The organism is Chryseobacterium kimseyorum, assembly GCF_025971945.1.
Taxonomy (GTDB): Bacteria; Bacteroidota; Bacteroidia; order Flavobacteriales; family Weeksellaceae; genus Chryseobacterium; species Chryseobacterium kimseyorum.
This window is the reverse complement of the sequence record NZ_JAPDHW010000001.1, coordinates 416040-431988: the sequence shown is the minus strand read 5'-3', so window position 1 is coordinate 431988 and position 15949 is coordinate 416040. Positions and strand designations below refer to the sequence as shown.

The window sequence follows — 15949 nt, the reverse complement described above, 5'->3', positions numbered from 1 at the left end:
TACCCAGACTTAGCCTTTCGCTGGCGCAAGCTTCAAGCTCGTGTCTCTAGCAAGAGAATGGAAATATAGTAGTGCAAAAAATTACTGCGATGATTTTGATGAAATTCTTACAATTGATGTGAATTTATAAGTTTGGACACGAGCGGGACGCTCGCGCCAGCTTCAAATAACAGCTTTAATCGTTAGCGCGAGCGACCATCGATGTATTAACCAAAAAAACCTGCTCTCCAGCAGGTTTTATATTTTAAAATTCAAACATCTTAATGTCCAGACTTAGCATCAGCATCCTGCTTTACATGTCCCAGATATTTGGTGCAATAAGCCCCAAAAATCAGAATAAATATATAACAGAACACAGGAATTATAAATGAATGCTGAACTCCGAAAATATCTGCTAAGTATCCCTGGAAAATCGGAACGATCGCACCTCCTAAAATGGCCATTACGACCAAAGAAGAACCTTGGCTCGTGTATTTTCCTAGACCGGAAATCGCCAATGTGTAGATATTAGAGAACATAATCGAGTTGAAGATCCCGATTCCCAAAATGCTGTACATCGCAAGTTCGCCGTGGTTCAGCATCGCTGAGATTAATAGCAGAACGTTGATCCCTGCAAAGATAGAAAGGGTTCTTGCCGGAGCAGATTTCCCGATGAAGAACGCAACGAAATTTAAAGCAATAAATACGAGGAAGAAACTGATCTGTGAAAACGTCAGATCCACAATACTGAAGATTACTAAAAATACTGCAGTTGCCGCACCCAACATATAGATGGCTTTTTTGCTTTGGCTGATGGAATGATTTAAGGAAATCGCTCCCAGGAAACGCCCAATCATCGCACCGCCCCAGTACAGAGAAAGGTAATTTTTGCTTACAACCTCAGACAGATTCATCACCTGTGGCTGCTCAAGGAAACTGATAATAAAACTTCCCACGGCAACTTCTCCACCAACATAACAGAACATCGCAAAGACTCCGAATATAAGATGATTATACTGCAATGCCCCCAATCCTTTGACGATTTCATCTCCTTTCACCTGAAAATCAGGTAGCTTCACTCTTGAGATCAACAAAGCGACCAACAACAGGATTCCGGCAAAGATCAGATATGGAATTTTTGTTGCTGCTGCGGAGAAAGAACCATCAGGTGCGGAGAATAATTCGAAAATTAAATGTCCGCCCAAAACCGGTGCAATGGTTGTCCCGAATGCGTTGAAAGCCTGCGTCATATTCAGTCGGCTGGACGCGGAATCTTCCGGACCCAACAGTGAAACGTAAGCATTAGCCGTAATCTGCAATACCGTGAAACCCAGGCCTAAGATAAACAAAGCGCCTAAGAACAACGGATAGGATGATAAACTCGCCGCCGGATAAAACAAAACGCAACCAAAAGCTGCAAGAAAAATTCCGAATAGAATTCCTTTTTTGTACCCTACTTTATCGATGGGGTCACCCTGCGTGGTTGAAATTAAAAAGTAAATTAACGAGCCTATAAAGTAAGCGCCAAAGAAACAGAACTGTACCAACATCGACTGGAAGAAGGTCAGATTGAAAAGCTGTTTCAGGTAAGGAATCAGGATGTCATTCATACACGTGATGAATCCCCACATAAAAAATAAAAGCGTAATGGTAATCAAAGGGATGGTATAGTTCCTCTTCGATTGTGCGTCATTCGTCATAATCATTCAGTTTAAAAATAAAGAGGCTAAAGATAGCCTCTTTTGTTGATAATTGCTTATTTTGAGACAATAAATTTGTCATTAAAAATTGAACATTTGTTTTCAAAATTCCATTAAATTATTTTCCCCTTCCCTAAAGGGTGTAATTTTAATGAGAATTTTCCTCCCTTTAGGGTTGGGGTAAAGAAAATTCTCCTGAAAATTTAAGGTCTTAAATCCTTAAACTGTTTATCCGCAGGGAAAACGTGCTGTACTTTTTCAACCACGAGTTCTTTTGGTAGCGAGAAATCAGCAGTTTGTTTAATGTCTAACGAAGACGCTCCCACAGACACTTTATAATTTCCTGCTTCCGCAACCCAAGCGGATTTTGCGGTGATATAAGAAGCCAAATCTTTCGGATTCAAAGTCAGAGTGATGGTTTGAGATTCTCCCGGTTTCAAATCTTTGGTTTTGGCATAAGCTTTCAATTCAGATTTTGGTTTGTCGATGGATTGGTTAGGTGCAGAAAGATATAGTTCAACGACTTCTTTTCCGGTGACTTTTCCGGTGTTTTTCACTTCAACCGTTACTTCTAATTTACTATTGAACGTTTTAGAATTCAGTTTTAAATTACTGTAAGCAAAGTCGGTATAAGATTTACCGAAACCAAATTCATAAGAAGGTTTTACATTGAAGGTATTGAAATAACGGTATCCAACATAAACGCCTTCTTCATACGTCACTTCTTTAGGATTATCCGCAGGAATTCCAGGGAAATTCTTTGCTGATGCGTGGTCTAAATAATTGACGGGGAAAGTCATCGTCAGTTTTCCTGAAGGATTTACTTTTCCGGAAACGACGTCAGCTACGGAATGTCCGCCTTCCTGACCTGGTTGCCAAGCCAAAAGAATCGCATCGACTTTGTCTTTCCAGGACGCAGTTTCAATAACACCACCAATATTTAAAATTACCACCACTTTTTTTCCTTTTGCGTGGAACGCTTTGGAGATTTTGTCCAGCATTTCGATTTCTTCCGTTGCCAGATTGAAATCTTCGTTCACCACTCTATCGCCGCCTTCTCCTGAGTTTCTTCCTAAAGTTACAAAAGCGATTTCAGAAGTTTCTGCTTTTTTAGCCAGGAAAGCGTCGTCCATTTTCATTTCAGCCAGTCTTCCCGGAAGTGCTAAAATGCCTCTTGCTTTTCGGCTTTCTTTTTCGGCAGTTGACTCTTTTTCTGCAAATGGTTTATATAAATCAACCAGTTCCTTATCCAATTGGTAGCCTGCGGAATTTAAACCTTCTAACAAAGAAACCGTGTGTTTGTTGTTCACACTTCCACTTCCTGTTCCGCCTGTAATCCAGGCATAAGAAGTCACTCCGAATAATGAAACTTCCTTTTGTTTATCGGCAAATGGCAATGCATTTTTTTCATTTTTAAGCAAAACCATTCCTTCTGCTGCAGCATTTCTGGTCACTTCTGCATTTTGAGTTAAGTTAGGTTTGTCGCTGTATTTGTAATGTGCGAAAGTTGGTGTTTTGAAAATATATTCCAAAATTCTTTTCGCATTTAAATTGGCTACTTCCTGAGACAATTTGCCGGTATTTAAAGCTTCCAGCAATACTTTTTTCTGCGCTGGAATTCCCGGCATTAACAGGTCATTTCCTGCATTCATTTGTTTGACAACATCAGAAAGTCCGCCATCTTTAATCGATTCAAATCCCGGGAAACCTCCGAACCAGTCGGTCATTACGATTCCTTTGAAACCCCATTCATTTCTTAAAACCTGAGTCAGTAAATCTTTAGAATCTGACGTGTAAACGCCGTTCAGTTTGTTGTAAGACGACATTACCGTCCAGGGCTGAGATTCTTTCACCGTAATTTCAAAATTTCTCAGATACAGTTCTCGCATTGCTCTTTCGGAAACGTGGGCATTGATGGTCAAACGGTTGGTTTCCTCGTTATTCGCAGCAAAATGTTTGATGGAAGTTCCAACACCTTGCGACTGAATTCCGTTCACAATCGCAGCCGCAGTTTTTCCTGAAATTAATGGGTCTTCAGAATAATATTCGAAATTTCTTCCGTTCAATGGATTTCTCTGAATGTTCAGAGCCGGAGCCAAAAGCACATCTACTCCATACTCCTTCACTTCATTTCCCATTGCTTTTCCAACTTTTTCCAGCAAATCTTTATTCCAGGTCGATGCCAGAGCAGTTCCCACAGGAAATGCTGTAGCATAATAGGTTTTTGAATCATTATCTCTGGTTGGCTGAATTCTCAAACCAGCCGGACCATCTGCAACAATCGTCGCAGGAATTCCGAATCTGTCAAAAGAATCTGTTCCACCGGCAGCTCCGGGAACCAAGCCTTGTTTTGAATCACCAACAGGACCTGTCAGCACTTCGATTCCGGGCATTCCGGTTCCGATTAAAAGATTAACCTTTTCTTCGTTGGTCATTTGCTTGATGATGGCGTCGATTCTTTTGTCAACAGAAAGTCTTGTGTCTTCCCAAACATCCAATTTTCCGTTTTTGTTGGAATCTTTAAATGTTTTTCCGTCAACGGTTACCGTTGCATTTTTAGTCTGAGCATTCGCAAACGGCGATGCAGCCAATAAAGCCAGGAATAATCCTGAATATTTTGCTTTCTGAGAAAGTCCTATCAGCGTTGATATATTCTTCTGCATAATTCTATATTTTTTACTTTTTGTTATTGAATAATTTTAGTTTTGAGTAGAAATCTTCGAACATCAATCGGGTATCGAGTTGTGTGTAAACTCTGATTTTTCTTCCTTTCGGATTGTCTTCGTAAAGTCCGCTATCATTGATTTTAGGAGCATTTTTAATGACATAAGAACTTGATGACGGGTCGGCTTCAAATGATGATTGTAAAGCTGTCAGCAAAACCAACGGTGAATCTCCCATTATGTAAGTCTCCCCGATTTTCAGATTGAATTTCTGAACCATTTCCATTAAATCTTCAATCTTTTTGGTTAAATAAGCACCGGTATTTCCTTCCGGTTTTACTTTCATTACGAGTTCTGAGTAAGACATCAAAGTCTGTCGGTAGGCATTCCTCGGAATTTGCCAAATATTTAAATTGGATTCATTGAATACAACCTGCGCTGCTTTGATATCGATTCCAAGATTGTATTCTAAAGGCGTATAACCAGGAGGTGGCGTTGCCAAATCTTGATATTCCGGACCTCCAATCCAAACGACAACAATTTTGTCAGCGATTTTTGGTTCGATTAAATAAGCACTCGCCACTTCCGTCAAGCCTGCGCCGCAAACGACGAACAACGGATTCTTAACATCTGCCTTCATCGCCTCTGCAACGATAGCTTTTGCACCTTCGGAAATATTGGGTGTTTTCAAGTCTTTCAATGGGTCATTGGAACCTTGTAAAACATTGAATCTGTTTTTCAAATTCATTACCTCCAACGTTTCGTTGACTTTCTTCACGGCATTTTCAGCGGTAACATTAGATTTATCAAATGGGTCGCCTGGTTTCAGATGAGAACAGATAATTCCTTTGATTTCTGTAGAAGGCGAAAGGATTTGATGAACGAGCTGAAAAAGTCCGTCCGGATCTCCACCGAAATCGTTGTCGACGATGACACGATAGCGGGGTTTTACGTATTTATCCATTTCTGAAATCACGGGAGACGACTGCGCGGACACAGCCATTGCCGCGAAAAAAGAAACGATATTAAAAAATGATTTCATTGTTTTAGGTTGAACCACAAAAGGCACAAAAGTTTTTGACACATTAGTCACATCAGATTTAAGTTTTAAAACTTTGAAAATAAAAGAACACATTAGCTGAAAATCAAAGATTTTCAAAAGCTTTTATGCTCTTTAAAAAGTTTAGTGTTCAAACTTTACAATCAAAAAAGCTTTTGTGACTTTTGACTTCGTCGAATCTTCGATTTGTGGTAAAATTTTAAGGTTTATAAATACTTGTGGAATTTCAGCCAGTCTAAATACACATCAGACCATTTGTCAATAGGCAGATTCTGTTTTCCCATTCCGAAACCGTGACCGCCTTTTTCGTAGATGTGAAGTTCGGTGGGTTGTCCTGCTTCCAGCCATTTGTTGTACAACAAAACTGATTTCGGAGCGAGTTTCAACTGGTCATCACTTGCAGCACAAATAAACATTGGAAGCGATGATTTTGGAATTTCAGTATCTAAAATTTCCTGACTTGGTCCGCCATAAATCGAAGCTGCGAAATTCGGTAAGGTTGAAGCATCTTTGCTGTGAAGAACGCTTTCCAAAATTACACTTGCACCCGCTGAAAATCCTATGACGCCCAATTTTTCAGGATTGATGTTCAGTTCTTTTGCGTGAGTTCTGATATAAGTAATTGCAGTTTTGATATCCTCTCCTGCCATCACTTTGATAGGAGCTGTATTTGCATCAAATGCTTTTCGGTCTTTGATGTTTTCCATCATTTCTTTGGCCGGGTCATTGGATTTTGTTTCCAGCAATCTGTATTTTAAAACGACTGCCGTGATTCCGTTTTCAGCTAATTTTTTGGCAACATCAATTCCTTCCCGGTTGATGGATAAACTTTGGAAGCCTCCGCCTGGAGCAACAACGATGACAGTTCCGTTCGCCTTTGATTTATCCGCTTCGAACAATAACATTGAAGGTTGCGCTACATTGAAAACGACTTCGGTTTTGAACAATTCATTGAATTGCTGTGCTTCTTTCTGCGTCCAGTTTTCTGTTCCTGGTGCTTTTCCTTTGTATAATGGAATTGATTTTTGAGCATTGATGGTGCTTAATCCTAAAAGAAATATACTTGCTATGATTAATTTTTTCATTTTGATTTGATATTAATTTTTAATCCCGAAGTTTCGGGACTAAGGTTTTTTTGATTATTAAACTGTTTTTAAGTTCGCAAAGGCGTTTCACTTAGCAAAGACAAACAATTAGATAACAGTTTGTTTGTCATTCCGTAGGAATCTAGACAAAGGATTTAATAGCATTGTTGAGATTCCTACGGAATGACAAAAATGCCGTGGACTTATCTCAATAATTTTAACAGTGAATCTCACGCAGCCCGACTTGAGTGGAGCTCTTTTTGTTATTGCGATTGCTGAAAAGTTCAACTTGTTGACTCAGTTTCTTCGCAATGACAAAAAAGCGGGAACGGAAGGCGGAAAAGCTGCCCAAAATATTCTAGTAAAAAGAAATGAGACCGAACATAATGCCCGGTCTCAAGACATCAATTAACCTATTTATGATGAACTATTGCTTATGATATTTTTGAGTTCTAGTATCTTTAATCACACCAGACCAGTTCATTCCATACCCGAAATCGTAGTTGTGACCTTCGGAATCTTTGTGCGTTTCCATATCGTAAGGAACGTCTTCTTTCTGCTTTTCAACCGTCGCCATATTCGCAGGCATCTGAAGCGGAAGCAATCCTGAAGGTTCGTATTTTCCGGTCACAATATCCACAACTGCCTGATTTGACACGTTGAAATTCATCAGAATTGCGTCTGCGTGTTTTTCGAATTCATTAAAAACCATCGGCTTGGAAGCGGTGATAGAAACGATGACAGGTTTTCCGTTCATTGCTTTGTACGCATTTTCTATCGCTAGCAAATCTGTGAAATTGGTCGCTGTAGAAGTTTTGTTTTTGAAGGTTCTGTCGTGTACGTTGGGTGCAAGAACAGGGTCTCCCGCTGCGATACTTTTTTCACGGGCTTCGGTTGCCGTGTACGTCTGGTATTGAAGAGAAATCGGGACGTAACCGTTTCCGCCCTCTTTGGCATCAACATCGCTGTAACCGCCTTCTTCACTGTGCGGACTTTTCACAAAAACCAAGGCAAAATCAGCTTTCGCAGGGTCATCGGTCACATTAAAATGCTGTTTCACTTTTTCGATATCCACAGGATATTCCAAAGACGGTCCGGTGTAAATTCCCCACCAGTTGAACGTTGCCGGAGAATATCGCTTTGGAATGTAAGCCGTTTTTCTTTCTTTTATCGGAAGAATATTGGCTTTGTTTTTCAGCATTACGATGGATTTTACCTGAGCTTCGTAACCTGCTTTCATAAATTCTGGATTACCAACGATTTTCTTGGTTTCTTCCGTGTTTACGTAAGGGTTTTCAAACAATCCGGTTCTGAAGAAATTTCTCAACAGACGAACGGCTGACTGCTCAAATTTTGCACGATATGCCTTTTCGCCGTGTTCTTTTACACCCATTTGATAGGCTTCTAGAACAGGGGCTTTGTCGTTGTTTCCTCCAAATTGGTCAACGCCCGCTTCTAAAACTTTGTAATGACGTTCTGCGATGGATAATTTCTCTGCACCCCAAGGTTTTCCGGCAAATCCACCAGGAGATTTCGGTTCGTCTGCTGTAATCAACCAATCGGTGCACACTACGCCGTCGTATTTGTATTTTCCACGCAGTAAATCGGTGATTAAGTACTTGCTGTAACCGTTTCCAACGTTTTCTCCGTTTTTCGTATCCTGATTGAAACTAATCGTGTAGTAAGGCATTACCGCAGAAGCTTCTTTGGTTCCGCCGTTGAGTTTAAAAGCACCTTCAGTAAAAGGTTTTACGTGGTTGTGGAAATTATTTCCTGGATAAACGGCGTATTTTCCCATTGCCCAGTGACCGTCACGTCCACCTTCTTCAGGTCCGCCACCTGGCCAATGTTTGACCATTGCATTGACACTTTTGTTCCCCCAACCGTTTTTACTTCCGATGGTTGTCTGGAAACCGTCGATGTAACCTCTTCCCAAATCTGCGGTCAATTCGGGACTTTCCGAGAAAACATAAGCTATTCGGTACCAACGGGGTTCTGTTCCCAGGTCGATTTGAGGCGATAAAGCCGTTGAAATTCCTAACGCTCTATATTCCTGCGCGGCGATGTTTCCGAATTTCTTCACCAACTCCGGGTCGAAAGTTGCGCCCATTGCCAAACCGTCCGGCCAAAGAGAGATTTGTCCGCCAGCTCCTTCATTGAATTCTGCCGTTACCGTTGCCGAATGTCTCGGGTCTGTACTGTTGTTGGCAGGAATTCCCAATCCTAAACCTTCGATGTAAGCTTGGATATTATTGCTCCACTTTGCTGCAATTTCCGGAGATTCCACTGTCGTTACCAAGACGTGACGAAGATTATCGTCCTTCAGAAATTTCTTCTGCTGGTCTGTTAAGTCAAAAGCTTTGGCGCCACTTTCTTTGTAGAACATTCCGTTGTACTTTCCTGCCCTGAAACCTTCTGCAGGAGCAGGAACAGATTGGTGACCGCTGTACAACATCAATCCTGCAATCTGTTCCACTGACATTTTTGAAGCTAAATCTTTTGCTCTTTCGTCAACCGGAAGTCTCCAGTCTTCGTATATATCCAGCTTTCCGTTTTTGTTTAAATCTTTGAATTTATTTCCTGCAATCGTCAGGATTTTCACGCCTGAATCTGCAGAATATCCTAAAACCGGACCTTTGGAATTGGTTACGGTTTGAATGTTTTGTGCAAACGCTGTTAGTCCTAAAAATAATGCGGCAACATTTAAAACTGTTTTTTTCATTATTAAAATTTTAGAAATTAAAGCTTACAGAAAACTGACCTGTCAATGGCATAATGTACGTTCCCGTCAACAGTTTTCCGTAATATGGATTGGCATCGGTAATCAGTTCGGCACCGTTGATGGTTCCGCTGGCTCCCCTTTGGTTTAAGAAGTTGATAACCGTTGCGCCAAGGTTGATGTTTTTGTTTACCGTATAACTAACCCCACCGAAAGTTTCCCATCTTGGAGCGAAGTATAAAGCGTTCGTAAGATTCGCATATTGTTTTGAGAAATATCTAAAACTTGCCCAGAATCTCCATTTGTCAATCGTATAACTTGGGTCGATTTCCATCAACACTTTAGCTACCCCCAAAACATTGTTGTCGTTGTAATCGTAAGCCGTTCCGAAAGCATTGAAATTGAATTTCTTGTAAACAGGATTCTGCAAAGTCAATAGATAATGCAGGTTAAATCCTTTGAAAGGTTTTACCACAAAATCGGTTGTCCATCCAATGGTCTGAATATCATAGTAAACCGTAACGTTTTGTGCCTGAGTCGTATTCGCTGGGTTGACCAAGTTATATCTGTTCAGGTTGTTGTTCTTTTTAAGATAAGTCGCCTGAGAAATCAACTGAATGTAATCTGTATTCCAGAAAATCCCCAACGCTCCCAATGGACTTTTGATTTTGTTGGTATTCGGTTCGAAAGCCTGAGAATAACTTTCCAGTCTTCTGTTTTCTTCAGTATATAAAGCGTTTGCGATAACACCGAAGTTTTTGCTGATGTTGTACGTCGCATTCAAACTACCTCCAATCTGGTAAAAACTTTGATTGATTTGATTAAACTGGCTTGGGTCTGTAAAGTTAAAACCAACTGTTCTCGGCGTTAAAGAATATTCTCCGTCTAAGATGTGGTTTTTCAAATGCAAACCATAGCTTAAATTGAAATTATCAGAAACTTTCCACTCGTCGGTTCCATACACTGAAAGTTTATTTTCCGTTCCACTGTGGAATTCTCCTCCTGCATTGTAATTATAAAATCCGTCTGCATCCGTTGTCGGGCCAATCAGTCTCTGAGGTTGTGGTTCCGTTGTCTGGAAGAAAAACGACCTGTTCGAAGTGAATTTATCGATATTATAATATTGTTCTAAAACTCCAACCGTCACATTGTGATTTCCCAATTGTTTGTTTAATGAAAAACGTCCTGCGATATTGGTAATTGGTGTTGAAGGCGTGTGCATTGCCAGCTGAGTTCCCACTGCTCCGGTGTAAGCCTGACCTGTTGAAGCAATCGTGTAACCTGAAGCCGCATCAGCATTGAAAATACTTAAAGGAATGATGTTGGAAGATTTCGCGGTAGCAAAGTGTGCTCTCGTTGAAAACTTAAAATTCCAGCCGTTGTTTAATAAATAATTACCGAAAATATCGATGTTGTGAGAAGTATTTCTGCTGTCATTTCCATCCATATTTGCCCAATAGGTTTGTCCGGAAAAGATGTCTTTCATTTTGATTTGCCCGTCTCTCACCACGTAAGAATCTCTACCAATTCTGAAATTGTCTAGCTCGGTTACTTTACCTTCCGGTCCGTATTGGAAAACGGCGTAATTGGTAATGCTATAAGAATCTGCGTATTTGTATTGAATCGAGATTTTTCCTTTATCATCATTAAAATATTTGGTAACACCTGCTCTGAAAATCTTCGTTTCATCTACATTTCTCGTGAATCCCAATTTATAAGTGCTCGGGTCGAAGTTGGCAAAAGCGCCAACGGTGTACGTCCAGCCATTTTTAGAAATCGGTCCGGAAACATTCACGTCACCCTGTAGCCAACCGAAAGTACTCGTTGTAAACTTTCCTTTTAATTTAAAATCTTTGGTTCCGGTTTGAGAATAAGAGTTGACTGCAAAACCAAGGTCACCCATTGTGTTGGCTAGTTGGTCCATTTTCAATAGTCCGGTTTTTTCCAAGCCTACACTCTGTCTCCAGGTTTTGTTGGGAAGTTCAGGCCAGAAGAAATAAACGGCAGGCAAATCGTTTTCAAGGATGGTAATTCCACCAACTGTTGATGGCAAACCGATGTTCACGTCTCTTGGACTCGTGTTGTTGGCTGCGTTCAACATTACGTTTCTATTGTTATCTTCTTTGGAAGACGTGGTCACAGTTTTTACGCCTTCTTCATTTTTTGCAGCAGCATTGATAGCGCTTTTCACTGCAAGACTGTCAGTCTTTTCTTGTCCAAAAACTGTGGCGAAGGAAAGTATCAGTCCGAGAGCTGAAATTTTAAGTGTAGATTTTCTCATGTTTTATTATATAGTTTGTCTTTTCTCTTTCTTTATTTTTTCTATCACTTGTTGTAAGGCACAACATTTCCTGCACCCAATTTTTGGGTGATTTCTATATCATTAAAAATTTTTGGAATTTTAGGTAACCTGCTTTTTGATCAGTTGGATCATATTAAATACTTGTAGATGCATTTAAAATTCTATCTAATTCCAAATTGTATTTAGACCTTCAATGAAAATGAATTTCACTGTCTTGTAGTCTAACATATTCAAACAAAAATATCTTGAAATAAATTTTATCGAGCAGTGTGTTTTTATTGCTTCTATATGAAACATTACAATTATACATGCTTTAGATGAATCTGCAAAGAAAAATGTTAATAAAACTTAATCTTAAATTTAATTATTTGATTTATAGATGTTTAAATTATACATATTCAATAATTTCTCATTGTTTCATAGCGAAACTATGATAAAAATCAATTAAAATATTCCCCAAAATCACGTTCTCTACGTATTTTTTCAGAAATTCTTAATATTTTAATGTTAAATTTGTCATATTAGACACTCACAAATAAGCATATGGATTCACAACAACAATTTTTAAGGAAATCTGAAGAGGCAAAAGACATTTACCTTCCACATCTGTCGGCCGACCCTGTCGTTTTTGGTTTTGATAAAAGTGAGCTTAAAGTTCTGCTTCTGCAAATGACTTACCGCAAGCAGTGGCTGTTACCAGGTGGTTATGTGAAAAAAGATGAAGATCTAGATGATGCCGCAAAAAGAGTTTTGAGAGACAGAGCCGGTATTTCTGATGTCTATTTGGAAGAATTTGCTGTTTTTGGAAAGAACAAAAGAAGTGAATTTTATTTTGAAGACTTTGATGATTCTCTCTGGCACAAACAACGTTTCGTATCAATAGGATATTATGCTCTGTACAATCCGGATAATGCCGATCTTATCATTGATGAGTACAGTGATAAATGTGAGTGGATCTATCTAAGTCAGCTCAATGAGATTGAACTGGCAATGGATCACCGCGAGATTATAGAAAAAGCCTTACTGGCTTTAAGAGAAAGAATTTCTTATAAACCAATCGGTTATAATCTTTTGCCTGAAAAATTTACTCTTTCAGAATTGCAGAAATTGTATGAAACGATTTTGGGTAAAGAGCTCAACAGAGGAAATTTCTACAGAAAAATCAAGAATTTGGGAATTCTCAGAAAGTTAGACGAGCAACGTCGTGGTGGAGCTCACAAATCTCCAGACCTATACTCTTTTGACGAAGAAAATTATAAAAAAGCTTTAGAAAACGGTTTGAATAACTGGTAATCAAAAAATCCTGAGTAAATCAGGATTTTTTTTGTTATAAACTCAACTGTCTTTCAAATTCTGCAAAATACTTTGCCAGATGTAATCCGTCTGCCAAACCGTGATGGGCTTCGATAGAAACGGGTAAATATTTTCTGCCATCACGGATACTGAATTTTCCAAATGTAATTTTTGGTATTGACTCTTTAGGATCAAAATTGGTGGGATGAAGCATGGCTGAAAATGACCTCCACGGAATGGTAGTATGCCTGATATGATTAATCGGCAATACATCATTGCTGATTCCCAAACCTGTAGAGTTTTGAACAGACTTCACTTCCTTTTGTAAATTTTCATTAAAGATTTCAAAGTTCTCAGAATAATGAAAAAATGAAAATCCGAAAGTTCCGTCTGGTCTGCCAATGGTACCTCCAACGTGCACTTCATCATATAAAATCACTTTGCCATCAACGATTCGGAGTTTCAGTTCATCTACTGTATTAATCGCAACCATCGACTTATAAAGATACAATGCGTAGAACGAATGACCATGCTCTTTTGCATTATCATAAGCTTTTGTACAATCGACCTCAGAAGTAAATCCGAAAAACGGACTTTTCATTTTGGAGAAAAATTCAAAATGTTCTTTTCTGTTCCAGTTTTCGATATCTATTTCTTTCATTTCAATCTCAGCAAATCTTTTTATCCGATTAACATTAAACGGTGACATCGAGTTTTTTCTCTGAAAAATCAAATTCATTTTCCCATTCTTCCAATAAATGTAAAATGGGTAAAAGTGCCAGACCTTTTTCAGTAAGATGATACTCCACTCTTGGTGGCAGTTCTTTAAATTCCTGTCTGGTCAGCAATCTGTCTTCTTCCATTTCCCGCAACTGATCAGTAAGAACTTTACGGGAAATGACGGATATCCGCGCTGCAATTTCCCCAAATCTTAATGTACGGTCTTTAATGACCAGCACAATAATGGGTTTCCACTTGCTGCCTAAGGCTGACATCGCTTTTCCGAGCGGGCAGCTGCACTGTTTAATCTTTTCCTGTCTCAATTTATGTTAAATTTAGCTATTAGTTACTGCTAAGTTACTAGTTTTTTTTTAGAATTTGATACAAAAGCAAACTATTATTAGTTACTTTGTGTAACAATAAAGAATTTAATCATTAAATTAATTTTAAAAAAATGAATATAGACGCGTTATTCACCCCATTCCAATATAAGAATTTAAATATAAAAAACAGACTCGTAATGGCTCCAATGACGAGAGCACAGTCTGATAATGGAGTGCCTACCAAAGCAATTGAAGAATACTATGCGAGAAGAGCTGCCTCTAATGTGGGCTTAATTTTATCTGAAGGTACCGTAATCAATCGTCCTGCTTCGAAAAATATACAGAATATTCCAGATTTTTACGGAACAGAAGCTCTGCAGGGATGGAAAAATGTCATTGATGCCGTTCATCATAACGGTGGTAAAATGGGACCTCAGATTTGGCACGTTGGTGACACAAGAAGTTCAGAAATTTATCCTGAAGTTCCGATGGAGAAAGCATCAACGATGACTTTGGAAGACATCAAAGATACTATCGCTCAGTTTGCAGCTTCTGCAAAATCAGCAAAGGATTTGGGATTTGACTGTCTTGAAATTCACGGCGCTCACGGTTACCTGATCGATCAGTTTTTTTGGGAAGTGACCAATACAAGAACAGACGTATATGGTGGAAAAAATATTAAAGAGAGAAGCCGTTTTGCGGTAGATGTAGTAAAAGCGATCAGAGCTGCGGTAGGTGAAGATTTCACTATTATTATCAGACTTTCTCAATGGAAGCAGCAGGATTACAAAAGCAGGCTGGCGACTAGTCCTGCTGAAATGGAAGACTGGCTTTTACCGTTGAAAGATGCCGGAGTAGATATTTTCCACTGTTCACAACGACGTTTTTGGGAACCTGAATTTGAAGGTTCTAATCTGAATTTTGCAGGTTGGGCAAAGAAGATCACGGGGCAGCCGACAATCACGGTAGGTTCTGTTGGATTAAGCGGAGATTTTATGGGAGCATTTGCTGGTGAAAACAGTGAGAAAACTGATCTTTCTGAATTGTTACGCAGATTCGAGCGTCAGGATTTTGATTTGGTCGCTGTCGGAAGAGCATTATTAACAGATCCTCAATGGGTACAGAAAGTGAAAGAAGGAAGAACCGAAGAAATTTCAGATTTTTCAGCTGAGAGTCTTGGCGTATTATATTAATTCAATTTTAATAGTTAGATAAAAGCAGTTTCATTTCGGAACTGCTTTTTTATGCAGTATTTTTCATTTTAAATTCAGAAGGATTCATCTTATTTAAATTTTTGAAGTAATTGGTTAAGTGACTTTCATCCGTAAAGCCGAATTCAAAAGCAATCTGCTTCATCGTCATCTGTCCAGACTGAATTCTTCTTTCGATTAATTTCAGTTTGTAATCCGTAATGTAATTTCGGTAGGTTACGTCAAAATTTCTTTTAAAATAAGCACTGAAATAGGTTTTTGAAATATTAAAATGTTCAGAAATAGTATTGATTCTGATTTTTTCAGGCGTATAAATATGCTGATGAATATAGGAAATCAGATCATCTTTTTGCGGTGCTCCGTTATCAATTCTGATGTTCAGTTTTAATGATGCTTCCCGAATCAAGCCGAAAAGTGAAAGCACCTGAAAAAACACAATCGGCGAATCTGAAATCCTGTGATAATCACTGTACTGAAATATATTTTCAACAGTCTTTCGAAGAATCGTTTTACAAGGTTCATCAAAGATCAGTTTTTCTTCTTTCAGCAAATGATTTCTCATAATTTCTGTTGGAGTTGCTATGACGAGATGATCCGGAGACAGATGTTTATTTCCTTTAAAATAAGCATCATTAAACTTAATAAAATAGAAGGTGGTCGATTTTTTGATTTCAAAGAAATGCTCGTCATCGGGAGAAATGAGGTATAAATCTCCAGCTTTATAAGGAATGACAATCTGATTGATATGATGATTGCCGGAACCTTTTGAAATGTACACCAATTCGTAGTAGGTATGACTGTGCCTCGGAAAAGGGTACACTTTTGCTTCGAAAGTATCAATCTCCAAAGGTTCAAACTGTTTTCGTTTCATAGTTTAAATTTACAACTTGTTAA

General features: G+C 38.9%; 12 protein-coding genes. 3 read left to right on the top strand and 9 right to left on the bottom strand.

Features of this window, described 5'->3' with window-relative positions; translation table 11 throughout:
* Positions 1-260 precede the first annotated feature (260 nt).
* The 4 genes from OMO38_RS02105 to OMO38_RS02090 form a co-directional block, all read right to left on the bottom strand.
* Positions 261-1679, bottom strand: a complete 1419-nt coding sequence (locus OMO38_RS02105) for a sugar MFS transporter (RefSeq protein ID WP_264748592.1) — start codon at positions 1677-1679, stop codon at positions 261-263.
* 203 nt (positions 1680-1882) lie between these two features.
* The gene (locus OMO38_RS02100) at positions 1883-4342 is read right to left on the bottom strand and encodes a glycoside hydrolase family 3 N-terminal domain-containing protein (RefSeq protein ID WP_264748591.1); all 2460 of its coding nucleotides are present in this window, start codon (positions 4340-4342) and stop codon (positions 1883-1885) included.
* Positions 4343-4355: 13 nt separating this feature from the next.
* Positions 4356-5384 (bottom strand): nucleoside hydrolase, encoded by a 1029-nt coding sequence (locus tag OMO38_RS02095; protein WP_264748590.1) that lies wholly within the window; start codon positions 5382-5384, stop codon positions 4356-4358.
* Between the two features lie 224 nt (positions 5385-5608).
* On the bottom strand, positions 5609-6487 hold the full coding sequence (locus tag OMO38_RS02090) for an alpha/beta hydrolase (RefSeq protein ID WP_264748589.1): 879 nt from the start codon (positions 6485-6487) through the stop codon (positions 5609-5611).
* 223 nt (positions 6488-6710) lie between these two features.
* Here OMO38_RS02090 and OMO38_RS02085 point away from each other — a divergent pair, with 223 nt between their 5' ends.
* Entirely contained in the window at positions 6711-6899 is a 189-nt protein-coding gene (locus tag OMO38_RS02085) for a hypothetical protein (protein ID WP_264748588.1), read from the top strand.
* Positions 6900-6914: 15 nt separating this feature from the next.
* Here OMO38_RS02085 and OMO38_RS02080 read toward each other — a convergent pair whose 3' ends face one another.
* On the bottom strand, positions 6915-9209 hold the full coding sequence (locus OMO38_RS02080) for a glycoside hydrolase family 3 protein (protein ID WP_264748587.1): 2295 nt from the start codon (positions 9207-9209) through the stop codon (positions 6915-6917).
* Positions 9210-9219: 10 nt separating this feature from the next.
* Complete coding sequence (locus OMO38_RS02075) at positions 9220-11487, bottom strand: TonB-dependent receptor (protein ID WP_264748586.1); 2268 nt, start codon at positions 11485-11487, stop codon at positions 9220-9222.
* Positions 11488-12051: 564 nt separating this feature from the next.
* Between OMO38_RS02075 and OMO38_RS02070 the strand changes: the two genes are divergently transcribed.
* Positions 12052-12801, top strand: coding sequence for an NUDIX hydrolase (locus OMO38_RS02070; protein WP_264748585.1), 750 nt, complete (start codon positions 12052-12054; stop codon positions 12799-12801).
* A 34-nt stretch (positions 12802-12835) separates the two neighbouring features.
* Here OMO38_RS02070 and OMO38_RS02065 read toward each other — a convergent pair whose 3' ends face one another.
* The gene (locus tag OMO38_RS02065) at positions 12836-13462 is read right to left on the bottom strand and encodes a chloramphenicol acetyltransferase (RefSeq protein WP_264748584.1); all 627 of its coding nucleotides are present in this window, start codon (positions 13460-13462) and stop codon (positions 12836-12838) included.
* Positions 13463-13496: 34 nt separating this feature from the next.
* Positions 13497-13844 (bottom strand): winged helix-turn-helix transcriptional regulator, encoded by a 348-nt coding sequence (locus OMO38_RS02060; protein WP_264748583.1) that lies wholly within the window; start codon positions 13842-13844, stop codon positions 13497-13499.
* Positions 13845-13975: 131 nt separating this feature from the next.
* Here OMO38_RS02060 and OMO38_RS02055 point away from each other — a divergent pair, with 131 nt between their 5' ends.
* Positions 13976-15037, top strand: coding sequence for an NADH:flavin oxidoreductase (locus OMO38_RS02055; RefSeq protein ID WP_264748582.1), 1062 nt, complete (start codon positions 13976-13978; stop codon positions 15035-15037).
* Positions 15038-15086: 49 nt separating this feature from the next.
* Here the strand turns inward: OMO38_RS02055 and OMO38_RS02050 are convergent, their stop codons facing one another.
* Positions 15087-15926 carry a helix-turn-helix domain-containing protein gene (locus OMO38_RS02050; protein ID WP_264748581.1) on the bottom strand — a complete coding sequence of 280 codons (840 nt, stop codon included), beginning with the start codon at positions 15924-15926 and terminating at the stop codon, positions 15087-15089.
* Between the last annotated feature and the right edge of the window lie 23 nt (positions 15927-15949).

Bases quoted from the DNA above. Each gene is read 5' to 3' on its own strand.
- OMO38_RS02105 (WP_264748592.1), bottom strand. From the start codon at position 1,679: ATGACGAATGACGCACAATCGAAGAGGAACTATACCATCCCTTTGATT.
- OMO38_RS02100 (WP_264748591.1), bottom strand. From the start codon at position 4,342: ATGCAGAAGAATATATCAACGCTGATAGGACTTTCTCAGAAAGCAAAA.
- OMO38_RS02095 (WP_264748590.1), bottom strand. From the start codon at position 5,384: ATGAAATCATTTTTTAATATCGTTTCTTTTTTCGCGGCAATGGCTGTG.
- OMO38_RS02090 (WP_264748589.1), bottom strand. From the start codon at position 6,487: ATGAAAAAATTAATCATAGCAAGTATATTTCTTTTAGGATTAAGCACC.
- OMO38_RS02080 (WP_264748587.1), bottom strand. From the start codon at position 9,209: ATGAAAAAAACAGTTTTAAATGTTGCCGCATTATTTTTAGGACTAACA.
- OMO38_RS02075 (WP_264748586.1), bottom strand. From the start codon at position 11,487: ATGAGAAAATCTACACTTAAAATTTCAGCTCTCGGACTGATACTTTCC.
- OMO38_RS02070 (WP_264748585.1), top strand. From the start codon at position 12,052: ATGGATTCACAACAACAATTTTTAAGGAAATCTGAAGAGGCAAAAGAC.
- OMO38_RS02065 (WP_264748584.1), bottom strand. From the start codon at position 13,462: ATGAAAGAAATAGATATCGAAAACTGGAACAGAAAAGAACATTTTGAA.
- OMO38_RS02055 (WP_264748582.1), top strand. From the start codon at position 13,976: ATGAATATAGACGCGTTATTCACCCCATTCCAATATAAGAATTTAAAT.
- OMO38_RS02050 (WP_264748581.1), bottom strand. From the start codon at position 15,926: ATGAAACGAAAACAGTTTGAACCTTTGGAGATTGATACTTTCGAAGCA.